This window comes from Micromonospora sp. NPDC007271 (assembly GCF_040634005.1).
GTDB lineage: Bacteria > Actinomycetota > Actinomycetes > Mycobacteriales > Micromonosporaceae > Micromonospora.
The window spans coordinates 1-19,484 of record NZ_JBEYER010000120.1; the positions used below are offsets into that span (position 1 = coordinate 1).

The 19,484-nt window shown below is 72.8% G+C and carries 17 protein-coding genes and 2 tRNA genes; 14 read left to right on the plus strand and 5 right to left on the minus strand.

Annotated features, from left to right (window positions below; translation table 11 throughout):
* Positions 1 to 108: 108 nt before the first annotated feature.
* The 3 genes from ABZ570_RS29685 (at position 109) to ABZ570_RS29695 (ending at position 2,341) form a co-directional block, all read left to right on the plus strand.
* Positions 109 to 471 (plus strand): hypothetical protein, encoded by a 363-nt coding sequence (locus ABZ570_RS29685; RefSeq protein ID WP_358070749.1) that lies wholly within the window; start codon positions 109 to 111, stop codon positions 469 to 471.
* A gap of 126 nt (positions 472 to 597) precedes the next feature.
* Entirely contained in the window at positions 598 to 1,806 is a 1,209-nt protein-coding gene (locus tag ABZ570_RS29690) for a DUF1015 family protein (protein ID WP_358070751.1), read from the plus strand.
* A gap of 64 nt (positions 1,807 to 1,870) precedes the next feature.
* Positions 1,871 to 2,341 carry a ribose-5-phosphate isomerase gene (locus tag ABZ570_RS29695; protein WP_358070753.1) on the plus strand — a complete coding sequence of 157 codons (471 nt, stop codon included), beginning with the start codon at positions 1,871 to 1,873 and terminating at the stop codon, positions 2,339 to 2,341.
* Positions 2,342 to 2,459: 118 nt separating this feature from the next.
* On the opposite strand, the gene ABZ570_RS29700 is transcribed toward ABZ570_RS29695, so the two are convergent.
* Both ABZ570_RS29700 and ABZ570_RS29705 read right to left on the minus strand, forming a co-directional pair.
* Positions 2,460 to 2,795: a hypothetical protein gene (locus tag ABZ570_RS29700; protein ID WP_358070779.1), complete on the minus strand. Its 336-nt coding sequence runs from the start codon at positions 2,793 to 2,795 to the stop codon at positions 2,460 to 2,462.
* 270 nt (positions 2,796 to 3,065) lie between these two features.
* A complete protein-coding gene (locus tag ABZ570_RS29705) occupies positions 3,066 to 4,286 on the minus strand; it encodes a GNAT family N-acetyltransferase (protein ID WP_358070755.1) in 1,221 nt (406 codons plus the stop codon).
* A gap of 119 nt (positions 4,287 to 4,405) precedes the next feature.
* On the opposite strand from ABZ570_RS29705, the gene ABZ570_RS29710 reads away from it, so the two are divergent.
* The gene (locus ABZ570_RS29710; RefSeq protein ID WP_358070757.1) at positions 4,406 to 4,942 is read left to right on the plus strand and encodes a hypothetical protein; all 537 of its coding nucleotides are present in this window, start codon (positions 4,406 to 4,408) and stop codon (positions 4,940 to 4,942) included.
* Between the two features lie 197 nt (positions 4,943 to 5,139).
* Here the strand turns inward: ABZ570_RS29710 and ABZ570_RS29715 are convergent, their stop codons facing one another.
* Complete coding sequence (locus ABZ570_RS29715) at positions 5,140 to 8,358, minus strand: Hsp70 family protein (RefSeq protein WP_358070759.1); 3,219 nt, start codon at positions 8,356 to 8,358, stop codon at positions 5,140 to 5,142.
* Positions 8,359 to 8,521: 163 nt separating this feature from the next.
* Between ABZ570_RS29715 and ABZ570_RS29720 the strand changes: the two genes are divergently transcribed.
* The 4 genes from ABZ570_RS29720 to ABZ570_RS29735 all read left to right on the plus strand — a co-directional run bounded on the left by ABZ570_RS29720 (position 8,522) and on the right by ABZ570_RS29735 (position 12,230).
* Positions 8,522 to 9,964: a M48 family metalloprotease gene (locus ABZ570_RS29720; RefSeq protein ID WP_358070761.1), complete on the plus strand. Its 1,443-nt coding sequence runs from the start codon at positions 8,522 to 8,524 to the stop codon at positions 9,962 to 9,964.
* Positions 9,961 to 10,941 carry a hypothetical protein gene (locus tag ABZ570_RS29725; protein WP_358070763.1) on the plus strand — a complete coding sequence of 327 codons (981 nt, stop codon included), beginning with the start codon at positions 9,961 to 9,963 and terminating at the stop codon, positions 10,939 to 10,941. Before ABZ570_RS29720 ends, ABZ570_RS29725 begins: the two co-directional genes overlap by 4 nt.
* 154 nt (positions 10,942 to 11,095) lie before the next feature.
* Positions 11,096 to 11,404, plus strand: a complete 309-nt coding sequence (locus tag ABZ570_RS29730) for a hypothetical protein (RefSeq protein WP_358070765.1) — start codon at positions 11,096 to 11,098, stop codon at positions 11,402 to 11,404.
* 277 nt (positions 11,405 to 11,681) lie between these two features.
* Positions 11,682 to 12,230, plus strand: coding sequence for a GNAT family protein (locus tag ABZ570_RS29735; protein WP_358070767.1), 549 nt, complete (start codon positions 11,682 to 11,684; stop codon positions 12,228 to 12,230).
* A gap of 640 nt (positions 12,231 to 12,870) precedes the next feature.
* Here ABZ570_RS29735 and ABZ570_RS29740 read toward each other — a convergent pair.
* Positions 12,871 to 12,944 (minus strand) — tRNA-Gly (locus ABZ570_RS29740).
* Between the two features lie 261 nt (positions 12,945 to 13,205).
* Here ABZ570_RS29740 and ABZ570_RS29745 point away from each other — a divergent pair.
* The 6 genes from ABZ570_RS29745 to ABZ570_RS29770 all read left to right on the plus strand — a co-directional run bounded on the left by ABZ570_RS29745 (position 13,206) and on the right by ABZ570_RS29770 (position 18,694).
* Positions 13,206 to 13,279 (plus strand) — tRNA-Pro (locus ABZ570_RS29745).
* Positions 13,280 to 13,423: 144 nt separating this feature from the next.
* On the plus strand, positions 13,424 to 14,770 hold the full coding sequence (tig, locus tag ABZ570_RS29750; protein WP_358070769.1) for a trigger factor: 1,347 nt from the start codon (positions 13,424 to 13,426) through the stop codon (positions 14,768 to 14,770).
* Positions 14,771 to 14,943: 173 nt separating this feature from the next.
* Positions 14,944 to 15,585, plus strand: a complete 642-nt coding sequence (locus tag ABZ570_RS29755) for an ATP-dependent Clp protease proteolytic subunit (protein ID WP_357859594.1) — start codon at positions 14,944 to 14,946, stop codon at positions 15,583 to 15,585.
* Between the two features lie 14 nt (positions 15,586 to 15,599).
* A complete protein-coding gene (locus tag ABZ570_RS29760; protein WP_358070771.1) occupies positions 15,600 to 16,262 on the plus strand; it encodes an ATP-dependent Clp protease proteolytic subunit in 663 nt (220 codons plus the stop codon).
* A gap of 212 nt (positions 16,263 to 16,474) precedes the next feature.
* Positions 16,475 to 17,770 (plus strand): ATP-dependent Clp protease ATP-binding subunit ClpX, encoded by a 1,296-nt coding sequence (gene clpX / locus ABZ570_RS29765; RefSeq protein ID WP_358070773.1) that lies wholly within the window; start codon positions 16,475 to 16,477, stop codon positions 17,768 to 17,770.
* A gap of 126 nt (positions 17,771 to 17,896) precedes the next feature.
* The gene (locus ABZ570_RS29770) at positions 17,897 to 18,694 is read left to right on the plus strand and encodes a carbon-nitrogen hydrolase family protein (protein ID WP_358070775.1); all 798 of its coding nucleotides are present in this window, start codon (positions 17,897 to 17,899) and stop codon (positions 18,692 to 18,694) included.
* Positions 18,695 to 18,700: 6 nt separating this feature from the next.
* Here ABZ570_RS29770 and ABZ570_RS29775 read toward each other — a convergent pair whose 3' ends face one another.
* The gene (locus ABZ570_RS29775) at positions 18,701 to 18,928 is read right to left on the minus strand and encodes a hypothetical protein (RefSeq protein ID WP_358070777.1); all 228 of its coding nucleotides are present in this window, start codon (positions 18,926 to 18,928) and stop codon (positions 18,701 to 18,703) included.
* Positions 18,929 to 19,484 lie beyond the last annotated feature (556 nt).

Below are 19,484 nucleotides of genomic sequence, written 5' to 3' on the forward strand. Positions count from 1 at the left end.
CTGGAGCGGCACGTAGCCGCTGCGCCACGTCTCGCCGGGGCGCCAGGCGTCGGCCCCTGGCCGGCGGCCCGTGCCGGCCGTACCCCGGCAGCTCCTGGAGGCAATCCCATGGGTAAGCACCGCAGCATGCCCGACGACGCGCCGCAGCCGGCGACCGAGGACTCCGACGCGACGTACTGGTCCGTGGCCGAGGGCGACTGGCCCGCCGTACGGCCCTCCCTGCCGGCCGAGATGGTCGACCTGCTGGCCCCGCCGATCGTGGTCGGTGTGGCTCGGGTGGTGGCGACCTCCCGGATGACCCCGCCCGGCGACGTGGCCCTGCCGGCCCGGGCCCAGAGCCCGATCCGGTCCGGCGCCGCGGCCGGGCGTCCGGCTCCGGTCGGCGCCACGACGGTACGCCTCAACTCCGCCGCGTCCCGCCTGGCCGCCCCCGCCCGCCACCCGGGCCCCGGCCGCCACCGCACCGGCTGAGCGGGGGCGGTGGAGAAGGGGGACCCTCTCCACCGCCGCCGTCAAGCAGGGGCCCTCCTTTCATCTGGTGGAAGCGGTGAGGGTCCGGCACCGGCGGGGTGGGCGGCGCGGGTAGCGTCAGCGAGCATGACGGTCGTGCATCCGATCGCCCGGGCCTGGATCACCACTGGCGGCACCGGCGCGCAGAACTACGACGAGTTCGCCGACGAGGCGGAGATCACCACCATCGTCGCGGCGAACCCGCACAGTGCCCTGGGCATCGAGATGCCCCACCGGGCGCCGGACAGCCTCGGAAAGTCCTTCCTCGACGCGCTGCCCGACGCGGTGGCCCGGCTCGCCGAGGCCAAGGCGGACGGCAGCTACACCCCGGCCGAGCAGGTCGTGGTGCTCTACCGGATCAGCGCGCCGGAGGAGGAGACCGCGTACGGGCTCTTCGCCATGGTCGACACCGACCAGATCTCCACCCGGGCCGACGAGCCCGGTCTGGTCATCCGCAACGAGGACGTCTTCATCGCCAAGGTCCGGGAGCGGGTCGCGCTGGCCGAGGCGCTGGGTCACCTGCTCTCGCCCGTACTGCTGCTGCAGACCGGGCGCGGCGACGAGCTGCACGCGGCGCTCGCCGCGGCGACCGAGACGGCCGGCGCGCCCGCCGCCACCGACGTCGACCAGGCCGGGCGGACGCACGCCATCTGGCTGCTCGGCCCCGGCCCTGAGCAGGACCGGCTGACCGCCCTCGCGGGCGGCGGCGAGCTGGTGGTCGCGGACGGCAACCACCGCAGCCTGGCCGCGCAGACCGGCGGCCTGCCCCGCTTCCTCACGGTGGTCACCACGCCCGCCTCGGTCGCCATCCAGCCCTACAACCGGCTGGTCAGCGAGCTGACCACCACCCCGGCGGAGCTCCTCGACCGGCTCCGCGCCGCCGGCGCGCAGGTCACCCCCGTCAACGGCCGGGTCGAGGTACCGTCGACCGGCGGCACGATCCACCTTCACCTCGCCGGGCAGGGGTACGCGGTCACCCTGCCGCACGTCGACGGCGGCCGGCTGGAGAACCTCGATCACGCCCTGGTCGAGCGGCTGCTGCTGCGCGACGCGCTCGGCCTCGACCCAGGGGACAAGCGGATCACCTACGTGGGCGGCGACTACCCGGCGAGCTGGCTCACCGGCGAGGTCGACGCCGGGCGGGCCGAGCTGGCGATCCTCATCGCCCCGGTGACCGTGGACGACTTCGTCGCGGTCAACCTGGCCCGCGAGAAGATGCCCCGCAAGAGCACCTGGTTCACTCCGAAGGCGCGCGCCGGGCTGGTCGTCGCCGAACTGCCGCAGCAGATCCTGTGACGAATCCGCCTCCGTGCCGCCGCCCGCGCGCCGGCACGGGGGCGGGCCTGACACACTGCGCGGTATGCGCGTCTACCTGGGATCCGATCACGCCGGCTTCGAGCTGAAGGGCCATCTGGTCAACCACCTGGCCAAGCAGGGGTACGAGGTGGTCGACGTCGGTCCGCACGCCTACGACCCGGACGACGACTACCCGGCGTTCTGCCTGCACACCGGCGACCGGGTGGTCAACGACCCGGGCAGCCTCGGGGTGGTCATCGGTGGCTCCGGCAACGGTGAGCAGATCGCCGCCAACAAGATCGCCGGCGTCCGGGCGGCGCTCGCCTGGAACGTCGACACGGCCCAGCTGGCTCGGGAGCACAACGACGCCAACATCGTCGCCGTCGGCGCCCGCCAGCACACCCTGGACGAGGCGACCGCCCTGGTCGAGGCGTTCCTGACCACGCCCTTCTCGGGCAACCCCCGGCACGCCCGCCGGATCGCCCAGGTGGCGGCCTACGAGCAGGGCCGCCAGCTGCCCGACCTGCCCGCCTGACGCCGGTCCGCCCCGCCGGCGCGCATCGGTCCGGACGGCGGCGGGGCCGCCCGGGCAGCTCCCGCCTCAGCGGGGCGGGGAGTTCACGGCGCTGCGCCCGCCGGCCCGGTGCCGGCGGTCAGCGGTTGGTGCGGGGCAGCTCCTCCCGGGGTACCCAGTTGCGGCGCACGATCACGACGCGAGCCTCGGCCTCGGCCAGGTCCGCGTCGGACGGCCGGGCGGCGTCCCGCGCCCGCAGCGCGGCGGTCACGCTCACCTGTGAGGACCCCGAGCCGACCAGGCCGCGCAGCCCCCGCTCGCCCTCCTCTGTGGCGGGACCCGTGCGGCGCGGCCGGGGCTCCGACGACTCCAGCTCGGCGCGTCTGGCGCCACGCGGCGACCTGGAGCCGTCCGACAACTCCGGCTCGGCGCGTCTGGCGCCACGCGGCGACCTGGAGCCGTCGTCGTCGTGCACTGCGGCCGTGGTCGCGGTCGGCCCCGCCGCGGAGGTGCCGTCGGGCTCATGCCTGCCGGGGCGCCCGGCGGCACCTTCACCGTCCGCCGCTCCGGCCGCGCTCTGGTGCCGCAGCCGGCGTCGCCGTCGCTCCGCATCACCCATCACCCGACCGTACCGCCCCGCCGCGCCCCGCGCGCCGCTCGGCCGGCCGGAGCCGTGGGGCGGCGCGCGTGCGGCGAACGCGGGCCGGAGCCGGCTGCTCTCGGAGCGCGAACCGCCGCGCCCGCGTCAGAAGACCTCCATCGGGGCCGGGGCGCGGTGCCAGCCGAAGGCCGGGCCGGCCGCCGCCAACGCGCCCGGCACCAGTTCCCGGACTCGGCCGGCGGCGGCGAGCGCCGCCAGCCCGGCCCCACCGAGGTAGAGCGCGCCGAGGGCGGGTACGTCGCAGGTGAGCTGGGCCGCCGCCGTGGTGGGCGTGCACTCGGCCCCGGCCGGCCCGCCAACCAGCCGCCACCGGCCGGCGTTCTCCGGCAGCAGCTCGTCGGTGACCTCGACGACCACGTCGACGTCGGTGGCGTACCGGCGGGCGGCCAACGCCGCCGGGACGTCCACGAGGCGTACCCAGAGGGCGTCGTCGAGGTGGGCGCCGAGCTGCCGCGGCTCGTTCACCAGCCACAGCAGCGGCTCGTCCACGGCGGCCCGGTCGAATGACAGCCGCCGGGTCAGGTCGAGCGACAGCAGCAGCCGCCACAGCGCCAGGTACGCCGCCGGGTTCCCGGCCACCACCTCGTCGACCCGGACCTCGCCACGCGGGCCGGTCCGGTCCCACTCCCCCTTGGTCCGGTAGAGGGCGTACCCGTCCAGGCCGTCGGGCCCCTCGTGCAGCAGCACCCGACGCTCGGTGGCGCCGCCCCGCAGGGCCTTGGCGTCGGCGAGCACGTACGCCCACCAGTGTTCGTCCCGGCTGGACCAGCCGGGACGGCCGGCGCGTACCCGGTCGTACAGTCGGGCCAGCTCGGCCTGGTGCGCGGCCGGTCGGTCCAGGCGGAGCGTGCCCTCGGCGGACGCCGGTTCCGGCAGCCGCAGCTCGGTGGTGTCGCAGCTCAGCGTGTACCGCTGGGCGGCCAGGCCGTAACCGAACCGGGGGTAGATCCGGCCCTCGCTGGCCCAGAGCACCGCGACCGGCTCGCGGCCGGCGTCGCGGATCTCGCGGAGCTGCCGGCGCATCAGCCCGGTGAGCAGGCCCCGGCGGCGGTGGGTGGGAGCGACCCCGACCATCGTCACGTGCGCGGCGGGCACGGCGGCTCCCGGCACGGTCAGCTCGCGGGTGAACGCGCCGGCGTGTGCCACGGCGGTCCCGTCGTCGCGGACCAGCAGGGAACGTTCCGGCTCGAAGGCGGCGCGTTCAATCTCCAGCAGCTCGGGATCGAGGTCGCCGTGAAAGATGAGCGCCAGCAGCGTCCTGATTTCGTCGAAGTCCTCGGCCTGGGGTGTCAGTGCGTCGATCATCGGACGTGTGTAACGCATCGCCCTCGGCGCTGGCGACCGAATTGCCGGCTCGCTACCTTCTTTGCCGGCTCGCTACCCTCGGTACCGTGCCCGGCGTCGGTCGAGGGGGAGGACAGCAGATGGTGGACCAGACACAGCCGTGGGCCGAGCGCACCGTGGAGGTGCCGCCGCAGCCGGGCGTCGGGGTGGTGCCACCGCAGCGGGACGCGTTCCGGCGTGGCGTGGCGTCGGTGGGGCAGCCGCATACGCCCCGGACCGAGCCGTTCCCCGCCGTCGACCCGGGTGCCTGGTCCGCCGATTCCGCCCCGCGCCGCCCGATGAGCTGGCACCTGGCGCAGCTGCGCCGGGGTGGGGAGTGGAGCGCCGCCGGTGCCCTCTTCGCCTTCGTCTGCTGGGGCATCTGGGCGATCTCCGGCCGGGGCGACCTGACCATCCCGCTGCTCACCTTCGGGCTCAGCCTGCTCACGGCCGCCGGTCTCTTCGCGCTCGCCCGCCTGCTCGGCCGGCTGATCTGGGAGCGGCAGCTGGGCCGGATACGCCGCAGCGCCCGCGGCGCCCATCTGGTGACCGCGCTCTTCCTGGCCGGGGTGGGCGTCGCCTACCTCCAGCAGACCGAGTGGGTCGTGGCCGCCTGGAACTGGGTCACCGGCAACTGAGCCGCCGCGGGCGGGCCGGCTGAGCCGTGGCCGCGGGCGGGTCGGCGTCCGGCCGCCCGCCCGCGCACCCGGTCGCGGCACCCCGCGACGCCGGTCGTCACTCCACCAGGACGACGGCCGCATTACCCGGCCGAGCCGGGTTCATCCGTCGCCCGGCGGGCTGAGCCGCGGGCGCGATCAGACGACGGAGCGGTCGATCAGGCGACGAAGCGGTACAGCACGAAGTCCTTGGCCGAGCCGCAGGCGATGATCTCGGTGTTCCACGAGCAGGACTCGCTGCGTACGTCCTTGAGGTTGCCCAGCGGCACCACCCTGCCGGATCCGGCGCCCACCCCGGACACGCTGCGGTCGCCCTCGCTGCTGCTCAGCCGGTCGGTGAAGAGCAGCAGGTTGCCGGCGTCCACCCGGACGGCCACGCCCTCCTCGTCGTCGAGCACCCGCTGGCCGTCCGGCCTGAACAGGGTGGCCGCCGGTTCCGGGTACGTCCGTCGGGCCAGCACCCGCGTGCCGATCGGGATCAGCTCGTTCATGCCCGGTGCATCCCAGCGCTCCGCGCCCTTCCCCTCGGTGGCGGCCACCACCTTCGCGGTCTGCTCGTCGGCGTCGGCCACCTCCAGCAGGCAGGCCCGGTGCTCGCCGCACGGCACCAGCGCCTTGGCCCGGTGCCGGTCGTCCGGGAACCGGTAGAGCACGCTCGGCTTGGCCAGGCTGCCCAGGTCGTACGCGAGCAGCAGCCGGTTGTCGTCCACCACGTACAGCCGGTCCTCGTGGGCGACGACCAGATCGTCTGGCCGGACCACGTTGGTCTGGCGGCGTAGCTCGGTTCCGGTGGCGACGTCGATCAGCCGGACCGAGCGGTCGGCGCTCACCTGTACGAGCTGCCGGACCGGGGCCGGTCCCGGGTCGCGCGGCGCACCGTCGACGAACCCGGGGCCGGCGAGCCCCTCATCCGTGGTCACCGCGTGGACGCTGGTCCGGGAAGTGCCGTACTCGTCGGTCGGGTCGGCGAGGGACCAGCTCTCGCTGCCGTCGTGCAGGTCGAGGCCGACCAGCCGTTTGCCGGGCCGGTCGGCGAGGACCAGCACCTCCTCGCCGGCGAAGAGCTCGTCGTCCCCGTGCACGGTGTGCCGCCACCGCCGGTCAACCGAGCCGGCGTCGAGCACCTCGAGCTGCCGGGGCGTCGAGCTGCCCGCCGCGTCGGCGAGCAGCGCCACCGCGCCGGGCAGCGCGACGAGGCCCTGCCAGCGGTCGGCGGGGTCGGTGCTCTCCCGGTGCCACAGCTCGCGGCCGGTGGCCGCCTCGACGGCGACCACCGCCAGCCGCCGGTCGTCGCGCGGGTAGGCCAGATAGACGCGGTCACCCGCGACCGCGGTGAACATGTCGCTCGGCCGCTCCGCGCCCGCCGCCACTCGGAATCCCTTGCCGAGCGGCGCGAAGTCCAGCTCGGGGTGGCGGTCGCGGGTCAGGTAGAGGACCGCCGCCGTGGTCACCCCGGCGAGGGCCGCCAGCGCGGCGAGCGAGATCCACAGCGCCCGGGAGCGCCCACCGCCGCGCGCCGGCGCGGCCGGCGACCCCGGCATCCCCGGCCCGGGTACGCCCGACCACCCCGCCTGCGGTACGCCCGGCCACGGCCCCGCCTGATGCGGGATTCCCGCGGCTCCGTGGGGCTGCCGGCCCGCCGCGCTCGGCCCGGTCGGGGCGAAGGGGCCGCCAGCTGTCTCCTGGCCGGCCGCTGCTCCGTGGCCGGCTGCAGCTTCCTGGCCGGCCGCGAAGACCCGAGTCGGCGTACCCGCTGCGGCTGGCGAGCCCGGCGCGACGCCGGCGGGCAGGGTCCCGGCGGGCCCGAGGCCGGGGAGGGTGCCGGCCGGTCCGAGGCCGGACACGGTGCTGGCGGGCACGGTGCCGGCGGGCAGGGTGTGGCCAGCCTCGGCGGGCGGCGGCGTTCCCGGGGGGAGTGGCACGGTGCTGGCGGGCTCGGTGTGGCCTGCCTCGCCGGGTGATGGCGCTTCCGGTGTGAGCGGCACGGTGCCGGCGGGCGCGGGGTGGGGGCGGCCTGCCTCGGCGGGCTCGGTGTGGGTGTGGTCGGCGTCGGCCGGCAGCGTCCCCTCGGGGAGCAGCAACGTGCCGGCCGGGCCGGCAGCGGGCCGGGCAGCCACGAGGGCCGCCTCCAGGGCGCCGGCCGGCCCGGATCCGGGCCGGCCGGATCCGGTCGGGGTCGCCGGGGCGGGCCCGGGCGCGGACGGCGCCGGCGGCAGCGGGGCGGCGGCCGGCCGGTTGCGGCGCAGCGGCAGGTCGGTCAGCGCGCCCTCGGCGACCGGCAGCTCCGGCTGCTCCAGCACCGTGGGCGCGATCCCCAGTTCGGCGTGGAGCAGCCGCGCCACCAGCGGGATCCGGGACGACCCGCCGACGAGGAACAGCCCGGCCAGCCGCTCCGGCGTCAGCCCGGCGGCGGCGACCACCTGCCGCGTCTCGGCGACCGCCCGGCGCAGCAGGGGCATCGCGACCCGCTCCAACTCCTCCCGGGTCAGCGGTACGGCCGCCTCGATCCCCGGTACGGCCACCGGTGCCACCGTGCCACGCGAGAGCATCTCCTTCGCGCCCCGCACGTTCTCGACGAATTGGAGCCGGTCCCGCCACTGGGTCGTGTTCTCCGGTTCGGTGAGCCGTGCCCACCGGGCCGGGTGCGCGGCGCTGATCCGTTCGCCGAGCAGCGCCAGCAGGGCGGCGTCGAGGTCGAGACCGCCCAGGTCGGCCAGGCCACCGCAGGTGAGGACGGTGAAGCCGGAGTCGCCCCACGGGTCGGCGCCCTCGTTGCGGACTACCGTGACGTCCAGCGTCCCGCCGCCGAAGTCGAAGACCGCCACCGACTCGCCGACCGGGACCGGCCGGCGCAGCACCTCCGTGTAGTAGCGCGCGGCGGCCACCGGCTCGCGCAGCAACCGGGTCCCCGGCGGGGTGGGACCGGACAGGGTGTGCTCGGCCGCCGACGGCCAGCCGGCGAGCGCGAGCGCGTCGGCGAGCACCTGTCGGCGCCCGGCGTCCCACGTCGCCGGGCAGGTCACCACCGCGGGCGGGAGGAACCCGATCGCGCCGACCGCCGCCTCGCCGATCGCGCGCAGGATCGCGGCCAGCAGTTCGGCCGGGGTGTGCCGCCGGTCGCCGAGCGCCACGTCCGGCTCGTCGACGCGGCGCTTCGGGTTCGGCTCGTACCGGTCCGGGTCGGCCTGAGCCAACCGCTGGGCGTCCCGCCCGACGTGCAGGCGGCCCTCGGCGTCGGCGTACACACCGGAGGGAAGGATCGGCTGTCCGTCCACGAGCAACGGCCGGGTACGCCCGTCCGGCCAGCGCAGCACGGCCACCGTGTTCGAGGTGCCGAGGTCGACGCCGAGGGCGAAACCGTCCTGCTGGCCTGACATCCGTCGCTACCTCCACCCGAGGGATTGCCCGGCCCGCATCGTACGCAGCCCTTGCCGCCCGGTGATCTCCGGTGATCGCAGCGTCCACCTGGCGTCGGGCTCGCCATGGCTTCCCGGGGCGCGCCGGGAACCGTACTCTCGGTGCCACGACAGCAAGGGGGAGATGGATGTGACCACGAGCGGTCCCGGCACCAGCCCGTCGCCGGTCCGCGACTGGGCGCTCGTCGCGGCGATGACCGCCGCCGCTCATCCCGCCGCCCTCGGGCTCGGCCTGGTGGCGCTCGGTGTCCTGGCGATCTTCCGCGACGTGGTGTTCCCCGCGACCCTCTCGCTTCCCGTGCTGGTGGTCACGGCGATCGCCGCGGCCACGCACCGACCTCGCTTCCCCGGTCACCCGATCCGTCCCGCCGACGAGCCGGAGCTTGCCGCCCTCGTACGGCAGGTAGCCGAGCGGCTCGGCTTCCGGGCTCCGCTGCTCGTCCGGGTCACCCCCCAGCCGGACGCCGGGACGGTCCTGGCCAGGGCGTCGGGGGCCCGCACCTGCGTACTCCTCCTCGGGCTGCCGCTGCTGCGCCGGCTCACCGCCGCCGAACTCGCCGCCGTGGTGGCCCACGAGATCGCCCATCAGCAGCGCAACCGCGACCGGCGGACCAGCCTGCTGCTCGGGGCCCGCGAGTCGTTGGTGGAGAGTCTCGACCACCGGTTCCGCGCCCCGGCCGCGGTGGCCGAACGGTTGCTTCGGGCGAGTCAGGCGCGCAGTTGGAGTGCCGAACTGGCCGGCGACGCCGACGCCGCCGCCGTCGCGGGCACGGCGGCGGTCCGCAGGGCCCTTGCCCAGCTCGGCCCGATGTCCGCGGCGTTCCACCTGCTCGGCGAGGAGTGGGCGGCGGTGCTCGGGGAGGACGGTGCCTACCCGGACGATCTGTACGAAGCCCTCGACGCGGCACTCGGCGACCCCCACGTCGCCCGGCGCATGGCGGCGGCGGCCGAGCGCGACGAGGTCGACCCGATGGCCGCCGCCAGCCACCCCCCGCCCGCCATCCGCCTCGCCGCGTTGCCCGAGCACCCGGGGTTCGGTTGGGACGACAGCCGGCCGGTCGCGCTGCGCGACGCCGACGCGCTGCGGCGCCGGTGCGTACGCGATCTCGTCGGCTCCGAGGCCGACCCGGACGACCTGCGGCCGGTTCGGGTCCTGGACGCCGCGCCGGAACGCTTCGAGGGGGCACTCAGGGAGGCCGGCGCGCAGCTGGCCGAGGTAACGGGACAGGACTCGGTACGCCGCGCGGTAGCCGTGGCAGCCGACACGGTGGCGGACGGGAGCTGGCTGCGGCTGGCCCGGGCACTCGACCCGGAGATCGGCAGACTGCCCCCGCCAGTCCGGACGGAAGCCGGGCGTGACGTCCTGGTCGCCAGCCTCGGCCGCGCGCTCAGCGGGGTCCTGCTGCAGGCCGGATGGGCGCGGGCCAGCCGGTGGACGGCGGCCGTGCTCGTCAACCCGGCAGGCGAACTGATCGACGTGGCGGACCTGGTCGAGCAGGCCGTGAACGGGAATCCGGCCCAGCTTCGGGCGCTGCTCTCGGCCACCGGGGAGCCGGCGGTCCCATGAACCCACCACGTCCCGCCCTGCGGGTCGCGCTCCTCGCCCTCGCCGCGTCGGCGCTCGCGTTCGCCGTCATCGCGGTCGCGCTCGGCTGGCCCGCGTACCAGTACGTCAGCGCCCGGGACCGGGCCACCGCCGTCGTCGCGGGCACCGTCATCGAGGACGGGATCGGCGACTACGGCGACATCCGGGTCCGGTGGGTGGACCATGCCGGCCGGGCACACGTACAACGCTTCGCGATCTACGACACGGACCGCTACCGGAAGGACCAGCGGTTCCCGGTGGCCTACGACCCGGCCGCGTCCGTACCCCGCGGCTTCCCCGCCGACCCCGACGAGACCAGCGCGGAGGACGACCTGATGGTGCCGATCGCGGTCGCCGGGATCGTGGCTGTGCTCATCGCCTTCGGCTGGGCGCTGCGCGGCGTCCTGTTCGGGCAGGCCGTGAAGCGCCCCGGGAGTTCGATGGTGGCGTCGGTGCTGGCGGGGCTCCGGCCCGACGGCCCGCCGATCTCCCTCGGCGACAGCATCTGGATCAGCTTGGCCGCCGACCGGCACGGCAGACCGGTCCGCTGGCAGCGGGTGGTGTGGCATCCTGCCGTGGACTCGGTGAACGCCCCCGTGCCGGTGACGGTCCACGGTGACGTGACCTCGAAGCGGCGGGTGGTCGTCGAACTGCCCGGCCAGGTCCGGTTGGTTCCCATCGGCCGGCTGCGGCACCGGCCGCCGAAGCGGCTGGTGCTCGAAGAGCGCGCCGACGTCCGCGCCGACCTCGACGACTTCCTCATCATCCCGGCCGGCACGCCGCCGCCCAGTGGGCGGCGGTGGTGGCAGCGCGCCGTCGCCTTCGCTGTCGCCGGCGCCGCCCTCGGCGCGCTGTGCGCCGTCCTGTTCTTCAGCGGCGGCCTGGCCATCCTGGTGGCCGCCGTTGCGGGATCGGCGTTGCTGGTGAACGTCTGGGCGCTGGGCGGGGCCGAGCCCTGAACCGGGCACCGCGGAACGGCTGGGCCCATGCCGGCCCGGCGGCCCTTGCCCGCGCGTACGGCCCTCTCCTAATGTCCCGTTCACCATCGGATGGGGCGGGCCTCGTGGCGCTACCCAGAGCCTCTGCGTGGCCAGGAGAAGGGTGGGACATGCCATGAGCGGTCAGCTCTCTGCGAATCAGCGAGGGCACAACGTGCTGGCGATCGCGGCATGTTGCCTGGGCCTGGGGTCGCTGCTGTTCATCAGCGTGGGCATGGCTGGCCTGCTAGCGCTGCCAGTCAGGGCGCTGATCCCGCTGCTGCTGGGCACCGGATGCGCGGTTGTCCTCGGCGCGGTCGGACTGAAGCGGATCAAGGCGAATGGGCAACGTGGTCGCGGCCTGGCGATTGCCGGTTGCGGGGCTGGCGCAGCCGGATTTCTTCTCGTGTCTGTTGTCGTCGCGACCCTGTCGTCGGGGCTCTAGCTGGCTGATGTCCAGGCTGACGGACCGAAGCCGAGGCGGATCGGGGTCTCCATGGCCCGGTCGTCCCGTGCCGGATCAAGGGCTACGACCAATACCACACCACGGAGCGGGCCACGGCCACCATCGATGCGTCGGGATGCCTGATACGCCTGTGGGGCAGGGGCGCGGGTCGCAGCTAATGCCCGCTGGCGCCCGTACCGGGCACCGGCTACTGGCACGAGCCCGTATGGTGGGCCGCCGATCGCGCCCATGAGTGGGGGAAGGTGAGCTGGTCGACATGATTGACCTGGCATTGCCGATTCGTACCGAGCGGCTGCTTCTTCGCCAGTACCGGGTGGATGACGTGGATGCCCTGCTCGCCTACTACGGCGACCCGCTCGTTGCTCGCTACGTTCCATGGGAACCGTGGTCGCGGGAGCACGCGGCCGAGCAGGTCGCCAAGCGTGTCCACCGGTTGGGTATCACCCGGATCGACTCCGCTCTGGCGCTGTTGGTCGAGCACAAGGGCGAGGTCGTCGGCGATGTTGTGTTGTGGCCGACCGACGAGACGCTGTCCCGGGGTGAGGTGGGCTGGGTTTTTCATCCGTCGATGTCGGGCCGCGGGTTTGCCACAGAGGCTGTTCGAGCCCTCATCGGCGTGGCCTTTGAGCACTGCGACATGCACCGGGTCATTGCTCGACTCGATGCACGGAACGAGGCATCGGCGCGGCTGTGCCAACGTGTGGGCATGGTCAAGGAAGCGCACCTGCGCCAGGACTACTGGATGAAAGGCGAGTGGGCTGACACTCTCATCTACGGGCTACTCGCGGAGCAGTGGCCCGGCTAGCTGAGCCGTGCTTGGTATCTCCGAGCAGGGTCGGGGTCGGGGTCGGGGTGGAGCATTGAGGCCCTTCTACACCCCGGCAATCCCGATTCATGGCCGGCCGGCCGATCGCTTGCGCTGGCGGGCACGCTGAGCAACCCGGGCAGCGGCCGATTGGAGTGGACCATGACCATGTCCTGGCTCTGGATTGTCCTGGGCGGCGTCGCGCTGCTGCTCGTCGTTACGTCAGCCGTCGTCGTTGTGCGGCACCGCTGGGTGGCCCGCGCATCGTTAACGCGTGACCCCGTCATGCGGAACGCGCGGCGAGCTATGGCCGAGATGCAAGACCAACGCCGGCGTTCCAGCAAGGGCACGATCCGGGGCGAAGGCGGCGGGGGGAACGCGGGCACGATGTACGACACTGCGTATGGCTCGGACACCTCGGCCGGAGCGTAGTCGGATCGACGTCAGGATGACCGTTCATGCTCCCCGCCGACCTGGACGCATGGCGTCCGAGCAGCGGAAATGGCTCTCGACATCGCACACGGAACTCCCGCCGCCCGTCGACCTCTAGCGGGCTGGATGCGGACCGCTCGCTCAGCGATCGGCCTGCCACTCCTCCCAGGATCGGGGGAGGCAACCTCTGACCTGGGCCGGAGGCCGGTGGAGCGGGCGACGGGAATCGAACCCGCACCGTCAGTTTGGAAGACTGAAGCTCTGCCATTGAGCTACGCCCGCGGGCACCCCGCTGTTGCGAGGCGCGCCCGACAGCCTACCGAATCCCGGAACCGGACGTGCAGCCCCGTACCACGTGCCGTTTCCTGTCGCCGGGTCGCAAGATCCGCACAACTGCACTGAAAGCGTGGCTTTCCGGGGCGCCGGGAAGCCACGCTTGCCTGAAAGTGCTGCCTCGCGGCGCCCCGCGGCGCCGCGCGGCGAGGTTCGGCGCGCCCCGGTGACCGCCCGGCGGGCGCGGACGGCATACACTTCTCGTCGCCACGGGGTGTGGCGCAGCTTGGTAGCGCACTCGCTTTGGGAGCGAGGGGCCGTGGGTTCAAATCCCGCCACCCCGACTGTCGTTCGCGGCCGGGTCGCCCCGGGGCCCGCCGATTTTCCGCGCGGTACCCGGGCGCTGCCGAAGCAGCAGGCCGGCTCGCCTACACTCGATGCGCGAAATCACGCCCAGACTCAACCGAGATCCGTCAAGGAGTACGCCTGTGAAGAGCACCGTCGAGACTCTGAGCCCGACGCGCGTGCGGCTCGCCATCGAGGTGCCGTTCGTCGAGCTCGAGCCGAGCCTCAAGAAGGCGTACCGGGAGATCGGCCAGCAGGTCCAGGTTCCCGGCTTCCGCCGGGGCAAGGTTCCCGCCGCCGTGATCGACCAGCGGGTGGGCCGGGGCACCGTGCTCAACGAGGCGGTGCAGGAGGCGATCCCGCAGAACATCCTCGCCGCGGTCCGCGAGCACGACCTGAAGACCCTCGGTCGCCCGGAGGTCGAGATCACCGAGTTCGCCGACGGCGACTCGCTCAACTTCACCGCCGAGGTCGACGTCCGCCCGGAGATCACCCTGCCGGACCCGGCCTCGATCGAGGTGACCGTGGACGAGATCCAGGTCGCCGACAGCGAGATCGACGAGCAGGTCAACAGCCTCCGCGAGCGGTTCGCCACGCTGAAGACCGTCGAGCGGGCCGCCCAGGAGGGCGACTACGTCCAGATCGACCTGAACGCCACCGTCGACGGCGAGGAGGTGCCGGGCGGGCAGGCGAGCAACATCTCGCACGAGGTCGGCAGCAAGCAGCTCCTGCCGGGCCTGGACGAGGCCCTGGTCGGCCTGGCCGCCGACGCCACCACCACCTTCTCCACCCAGCTCGTCGGCGGCGACTACGCCGGCCGGGACGCCGAGGTGGCGGTAACCGTCCGCACGGTCAAGGAGAAGGAGCTGCCCGAGCTCAACGACGACTTCGCCCAGCTGGCCAGCGAGTTCGACACCATCGAGGAGCTGCGTGACGACCTGCGCGAGCGGGTGACCCGGGGCAAGAAGGTCGAGCAGATCTACGCCGCCCGGGACAAGGCCCTCGAGCAGATGGTCGCCGCCGCCGACGTGCCGGCGCCGGAGGGCGTCGTCCGTGAGGAGGTCGAGAGCCGCAAGGCCGCCATGGTCGACCAGCTCGAGCGGATCGGCGCCTCCCTGGAGGAGTACCTCGCCGCCGAGGAGAAGACCGAGGAGCAGATCGACGCCGAGCTCACCGAGGCGGCGACCGAGGGCGTCAAGATCCAGCTCCTGCTGGACACCCTCGCCGACGCCGAGGACGTCCAGGTCTCCGACGACGAGTTCGGCCACGAGATCGTCCACCGCGCCCAGCGCGCCGGCATGGCTCCGCAGCAGTACTACGACCAGCTGGTCCGCTCCGGTGCCGCCGCGGCCGTCTTCGGTGACGTCCGCCGGGGCAAGGCGCTCGCCTCGGTGATGGAGAAGATCAAGATCAAGGACTCGGCCGGGAACGAGGTCACCCTCGACGCGCTGCGCGCCCAGAACGAGGCCGAGCACAGCCACGAGCACTGATCGTCGGTGTCGGCCGCCGTCCCTCGCTGCGCGCTGGGCGGCGGCCGAAACCCTTTCCGGGGTACGCCTTTCAGCACAGCTGCGCTGAGAGCGAACAGTGCCCCGACCGGGAGTACTCCCCCCGGCTGAGCGGTTAGTGTCGGGTAGGACGGTACGGAGAGCGAAGGGCTGCCATGACCGACATGCACATCCCAGCGAAGCCGCTCCGGGCGATCGAGGCCCGCGGTGGCGACAACATTGGCAACCTCGACGACTCGGTCTACAACCGGTTGCTCAAGGAGCGGATCATCTTCCTGGGCAGCGAGGTGACCGACCAGGTCGCCAACCGCATCTGCGCGCAGCTCCTGCTGCTCGCGGCGGAGGACCCGGACCGCGACATCAACCTGTGGATCAACTCGCCGGGTGGCTCGGTCTACTCCGGCATGGCGATCTACGACACGATGCAGTTCATCGACAACGACGTGTCGACCGTGGCGATGGGCATGGCGGCCTCGATGGGCCAGCTGCTGCTCTGCGCGGGCACCAAGGGCAAGCGCTACGCGCTGCCGCACGCGCGGATCATGATGCACCAGCCGTCCGGCGGCGTGGGCGGCACCGCCGCCGACATCGCGATCCAGGCGGAGCAGATGCTCTACACGAAGCGCATGTTCCAGGAGCGGGTCGCGTTCCACACCGGCCAGACCCAGGCCCAGATCGAGGCGGACTCGGACCGTGACCGCTGGTTCACCGCCCAGGAGGCCATGGACTACGGCTTCATCGACAAGGTGATCACCGGAGCCGCCCAGGTTCCGGAGGGCGCCGGGACCCTGAGCTGACCGAGGAGCTGACGATGACCGACCTGAGCCTGCCGCCCCAGTTCGCGGCCGTGCACAACCGCTACGTCCTGCCGTCGTTCGTCGAGCGCACGTCGTACGGGATGAAGGAGTCCAACCCGTACAACAAGCTCTTCGAGGACCGGATCATCTTCCTCGGCGTCCAGGTGGACGACGCGTCGGCCAACGACGTGATGGCCCAGCTGCTGACGCTCGAGGGCACCGACCCGGACCGCGACATCATCATGTACATCAACTCGCCCGGCGGCTCCTTCACCGCCATGACGGCGATCTACGACACCATGCAGTACGTCCGCCCGGACATCCAGACCGTCTGCCTCGGCCAGGCGGCCAGCGCGGCGGCGGTGCTGCTCTCCGCGGGCACGCCGGGCAAGCGGATGGCGCTGCCCAACTCCCGGATCATCATCCACCAGCCGGCCACCGAGGGCGGCTACGGCCAGGGCTCGGACATCGAGATCCAGGCGCGGGAGATCCTGCGGATGCGGACGCAGCTGGAGGACATGCTCTCCCACCACTGCAAGCGCCCGGTCGAGCAGGTCCGCAAGGACATCGACCGCGACAAGATCATGACGGCCGAGGAGGCCAAGGAGTACGGGCTGGTCGACACCATCCTGACCAGCCGCAAGAAGGGTCTGCTGGCGGCGCACGCCGCGAGCTGAGCTGTGCCGGGTCGGAGGTCGGCCGGGGTGTGATCCCGGCCGGCCTCTGACACACCCCGTTTTGGGGGTCGGAGAAACCTCCGCCAGCGGGTAACGTCGGGTCTGTACCGCTTCGCTGGGTCGGACCGGCGGGTGGGACGACAGACGGACGGGCGCCGGGCGCCCGCAGGTCAGGGCCGGCGTTCCGGCCGACGAGTGCAGGGAGAACGTAGGTGGCACGGATCGGTGACGGCGGCGACCTACTCAAGTGCTCCTTCTGCGGCAAGTCGCAGAAGCAGGTCAAGAAGCTCATCGCGGGCCCCGGGGTCTACATCTGCGACGAGTGCATTGATCTCTGCAACGAGATCATCGAGGAGGAGCTGGCCGAATCCGGCGAGGTGAAGTGGGAAGAGCTTCCCAAGCCGATGGAGATCTGCCAGTTCCTCGACAACTACGTCGTCGGCCAGGAGCAGGCCAAGAAGGCGCTCGCCGTCGCGGTCTACAACCACTACAAGCGGATCCAGGCCGAGGCGGCCGGCGCGCCGGGCGCCGGCAACGACGGCGTCGAGCTGGCCAAGTCCAACATCCTGCTGCTCGGCCCCACCGGCTGCGGCAAGACCCACCTGGCGCAGACCCTGGCCCGGATGCTCAACGTCCCGTTCGCGATCGCCGACGCCACCGCCCTCACCGAGGCGGGGTACGTCGGCGAGGACGTGGAGAACATCCTCCTCAAGCTCATCCAGGCGGCCGACTACGACATCAAGCGCGCCGAGACCGGGATCATCTACATCGACGAGGTCGACAAGATCGCCCGCAAGTCGGAGAACCCGTCGATCACCCGGGACGTCTCCGGCGAGGGCGTGCAGCAGGCGCTGCTGAAGATGCTCGAGGGCACGGTGGCGAACGTGCCGCCGCAGGGCGGGCGCAAACACCCGCACCAGGAATTCATCCAGATCGACACCACCAACGTGCTGTTCATCTGTGGTGGCGCCTTCGCCGGCCTCGACCAGATCATCGAGGCGCGCACCGGTTCGGGTGGCACCGGCTTCGGTGCCCGCCTCCGGTCGGTCTCCGAGCGGTCGACCGACGACATCTTCAGCCAGGTCATGCCGGAGGACATGCTCAAGTTCGGCCTGATCCCCGAGTTCATCGGCCGACTCCCGGTGATCACCAATGTGCGCAGCCTCGACCGCTCGGCGCTGGTCCAGATCCTCACCGAGCCGCGCAACGCCCTGGTCCGCCAGTACCAGCGCCTCTTCGAGCTGGACGGGGTGGAGCTGGAGTTCGAACAGCCCGCGCTGGAGGCCATCGCCGACCAGGCCATGCTCCGGGGCACCGGCGCCCGCGGCCTACGCGCGATCATGGAAGAGGTTCTCCTCTCCGTGATGTACGAGGTGCCGAGCAACCCCGACGCCGCCCGGGTGCTGATCACCCGCGAGGTGGTGCTGGAGAACGTGAACCCGACCATCGTGCCCCGCGAGTTCACCGGTCGCCGGGCCCGTCGGGACCGCGAGGAGAAGTCGGCCTGACCACGTGCCGGCCGCACCCGGCCCCAGCCCGTCCGGCCCAACTCGTCGTCCTCCTGGCCGGCGCACCGGTTGGGGCGGGCAGCTGAGCCCTGTCGCCGGCCGTCGCCCGCCCGTACGCTGAGCCCCATGCGCGTCGCCGTCTGCCAGCTCAACGCCCGCGACGACCGGGCGGCGAACCTCGCCGCCGCCGAGGCCCTGCTGACCAGGGCCGCGGCGGCCGGTGCCGACCTCGCCGTGCTCCCGGAGTACGTCGACTATCTCGGCACCGCCGACCGGATGCCGCCGGCCGAGCCCGTCGACGGCGTGGTGGGGAGGTTCTTCGCCGGGGTCGCCCGCCGGCTCAACATGTGGGTGATCGCCGGCTCGTTCCACGAGGCCGGGCCCGACCCGGAACACACCTGGAACACCTCGCTGGTCTTCGACCGCACCGGGGCGCTCGCCGCCAGCTACCGCAAGATCCATCTGTACGACGTGGAGATCCCCGGCCGGGTGTCGTACCACGAGTCGGCGACGGTCTCCCCGGGCGACCAGCCGGTGGTGGTCGACGTCGAGGGCCTGCGGGTCGGGCTCTCCATCTGTTACGACCTGCGTTTCCCGGAGCTCTACCGACGGTTGGCGGTGCAGGGCGCCGCCGAGCTGCTGGTGGTGCCCGCCGCGTTCATGATGCACACGGGCCGGGACCACTGGGAGGTCCTGCTCCGGGCGCGGGCGATCGAGAACCAGTGCTTCGTCGCGGCCGCCGGCCAGACCGGTGACCACGAGCCGGGGCGGACCTGCTTCGGGCGCAGCATGGTGGTGGATCCGTGGGGGACGGTGCTCAGCCAGGTCCCCGACGGGCCGGGCCTGGCGGTGACCGACCTGGACCTCGACCGGCTGCGGGTGATCCGCGCCGAGCTGCCCAGTCTCGCCAATCGTCGGCTGTGAGTCGGGTCAGCTTTCGAGAAGCACGCCGACGACCGCGAAGCCGGCGATCGCCAGGGCGGTGACCAGCAGCGCCGTGGTCATCCGGGAGGGGCCGCGCCGGGCCAGGCGTCCCACCGACCCGAGGACGACGAAGACCACGAAGGCGCCGATGACCAACTGCCAGAACGGCAGGAGCAGGCCGAGCAGGGTCTCCTCGGCGAGCGTCGCCACCGGGGACCGCGACACGTCATCCATGTCAGACACTCTGGCACGGCCGGGCCGCCGGCGGTCTCCTCCGAACGCCGTCGTCCGCCATCCGGTCTCCGGAACCCGGCCGACGAACGCAGTGATGAACCCTGATTTGCCTTCTCGAGCCCATCCGCGTAACTTTCTCTCTGCACGCGGGAGGCAGGACAAACCGGCCGAGAGCGGGCACCAGGCTCGTGGCGGAGACGCCGAGCGAGGCTGAGGATCCGGGTGGTGCGAGACACTCCGAGAAACACGGGGTTGCGATCGCGAAACCGACCGGGTAGAGTTCGAAAGCCGGCAGGGAGCCGGGCGGGTGGCCGCGAGAGCGGCGACCGGCCGGTCCGCCGGAAACCACGACAGTAACGACCGCCGGATACGGCGTGCGTCAGCGTGGGTCGGTTCGAACCAAAGCTGATCACCTCGGATACGAGGTTGACAGTGAAGGTCCGACCGGGTAGCTTGGAGAGGTTGCCCCGGACGGGGGTCCCCTTGGTGGGGGGTTTCCGAATGGTGTGTGGTTGTTCTTTGAGAACTCAACAGGGTGCTTGATAAGCCAGTGCCA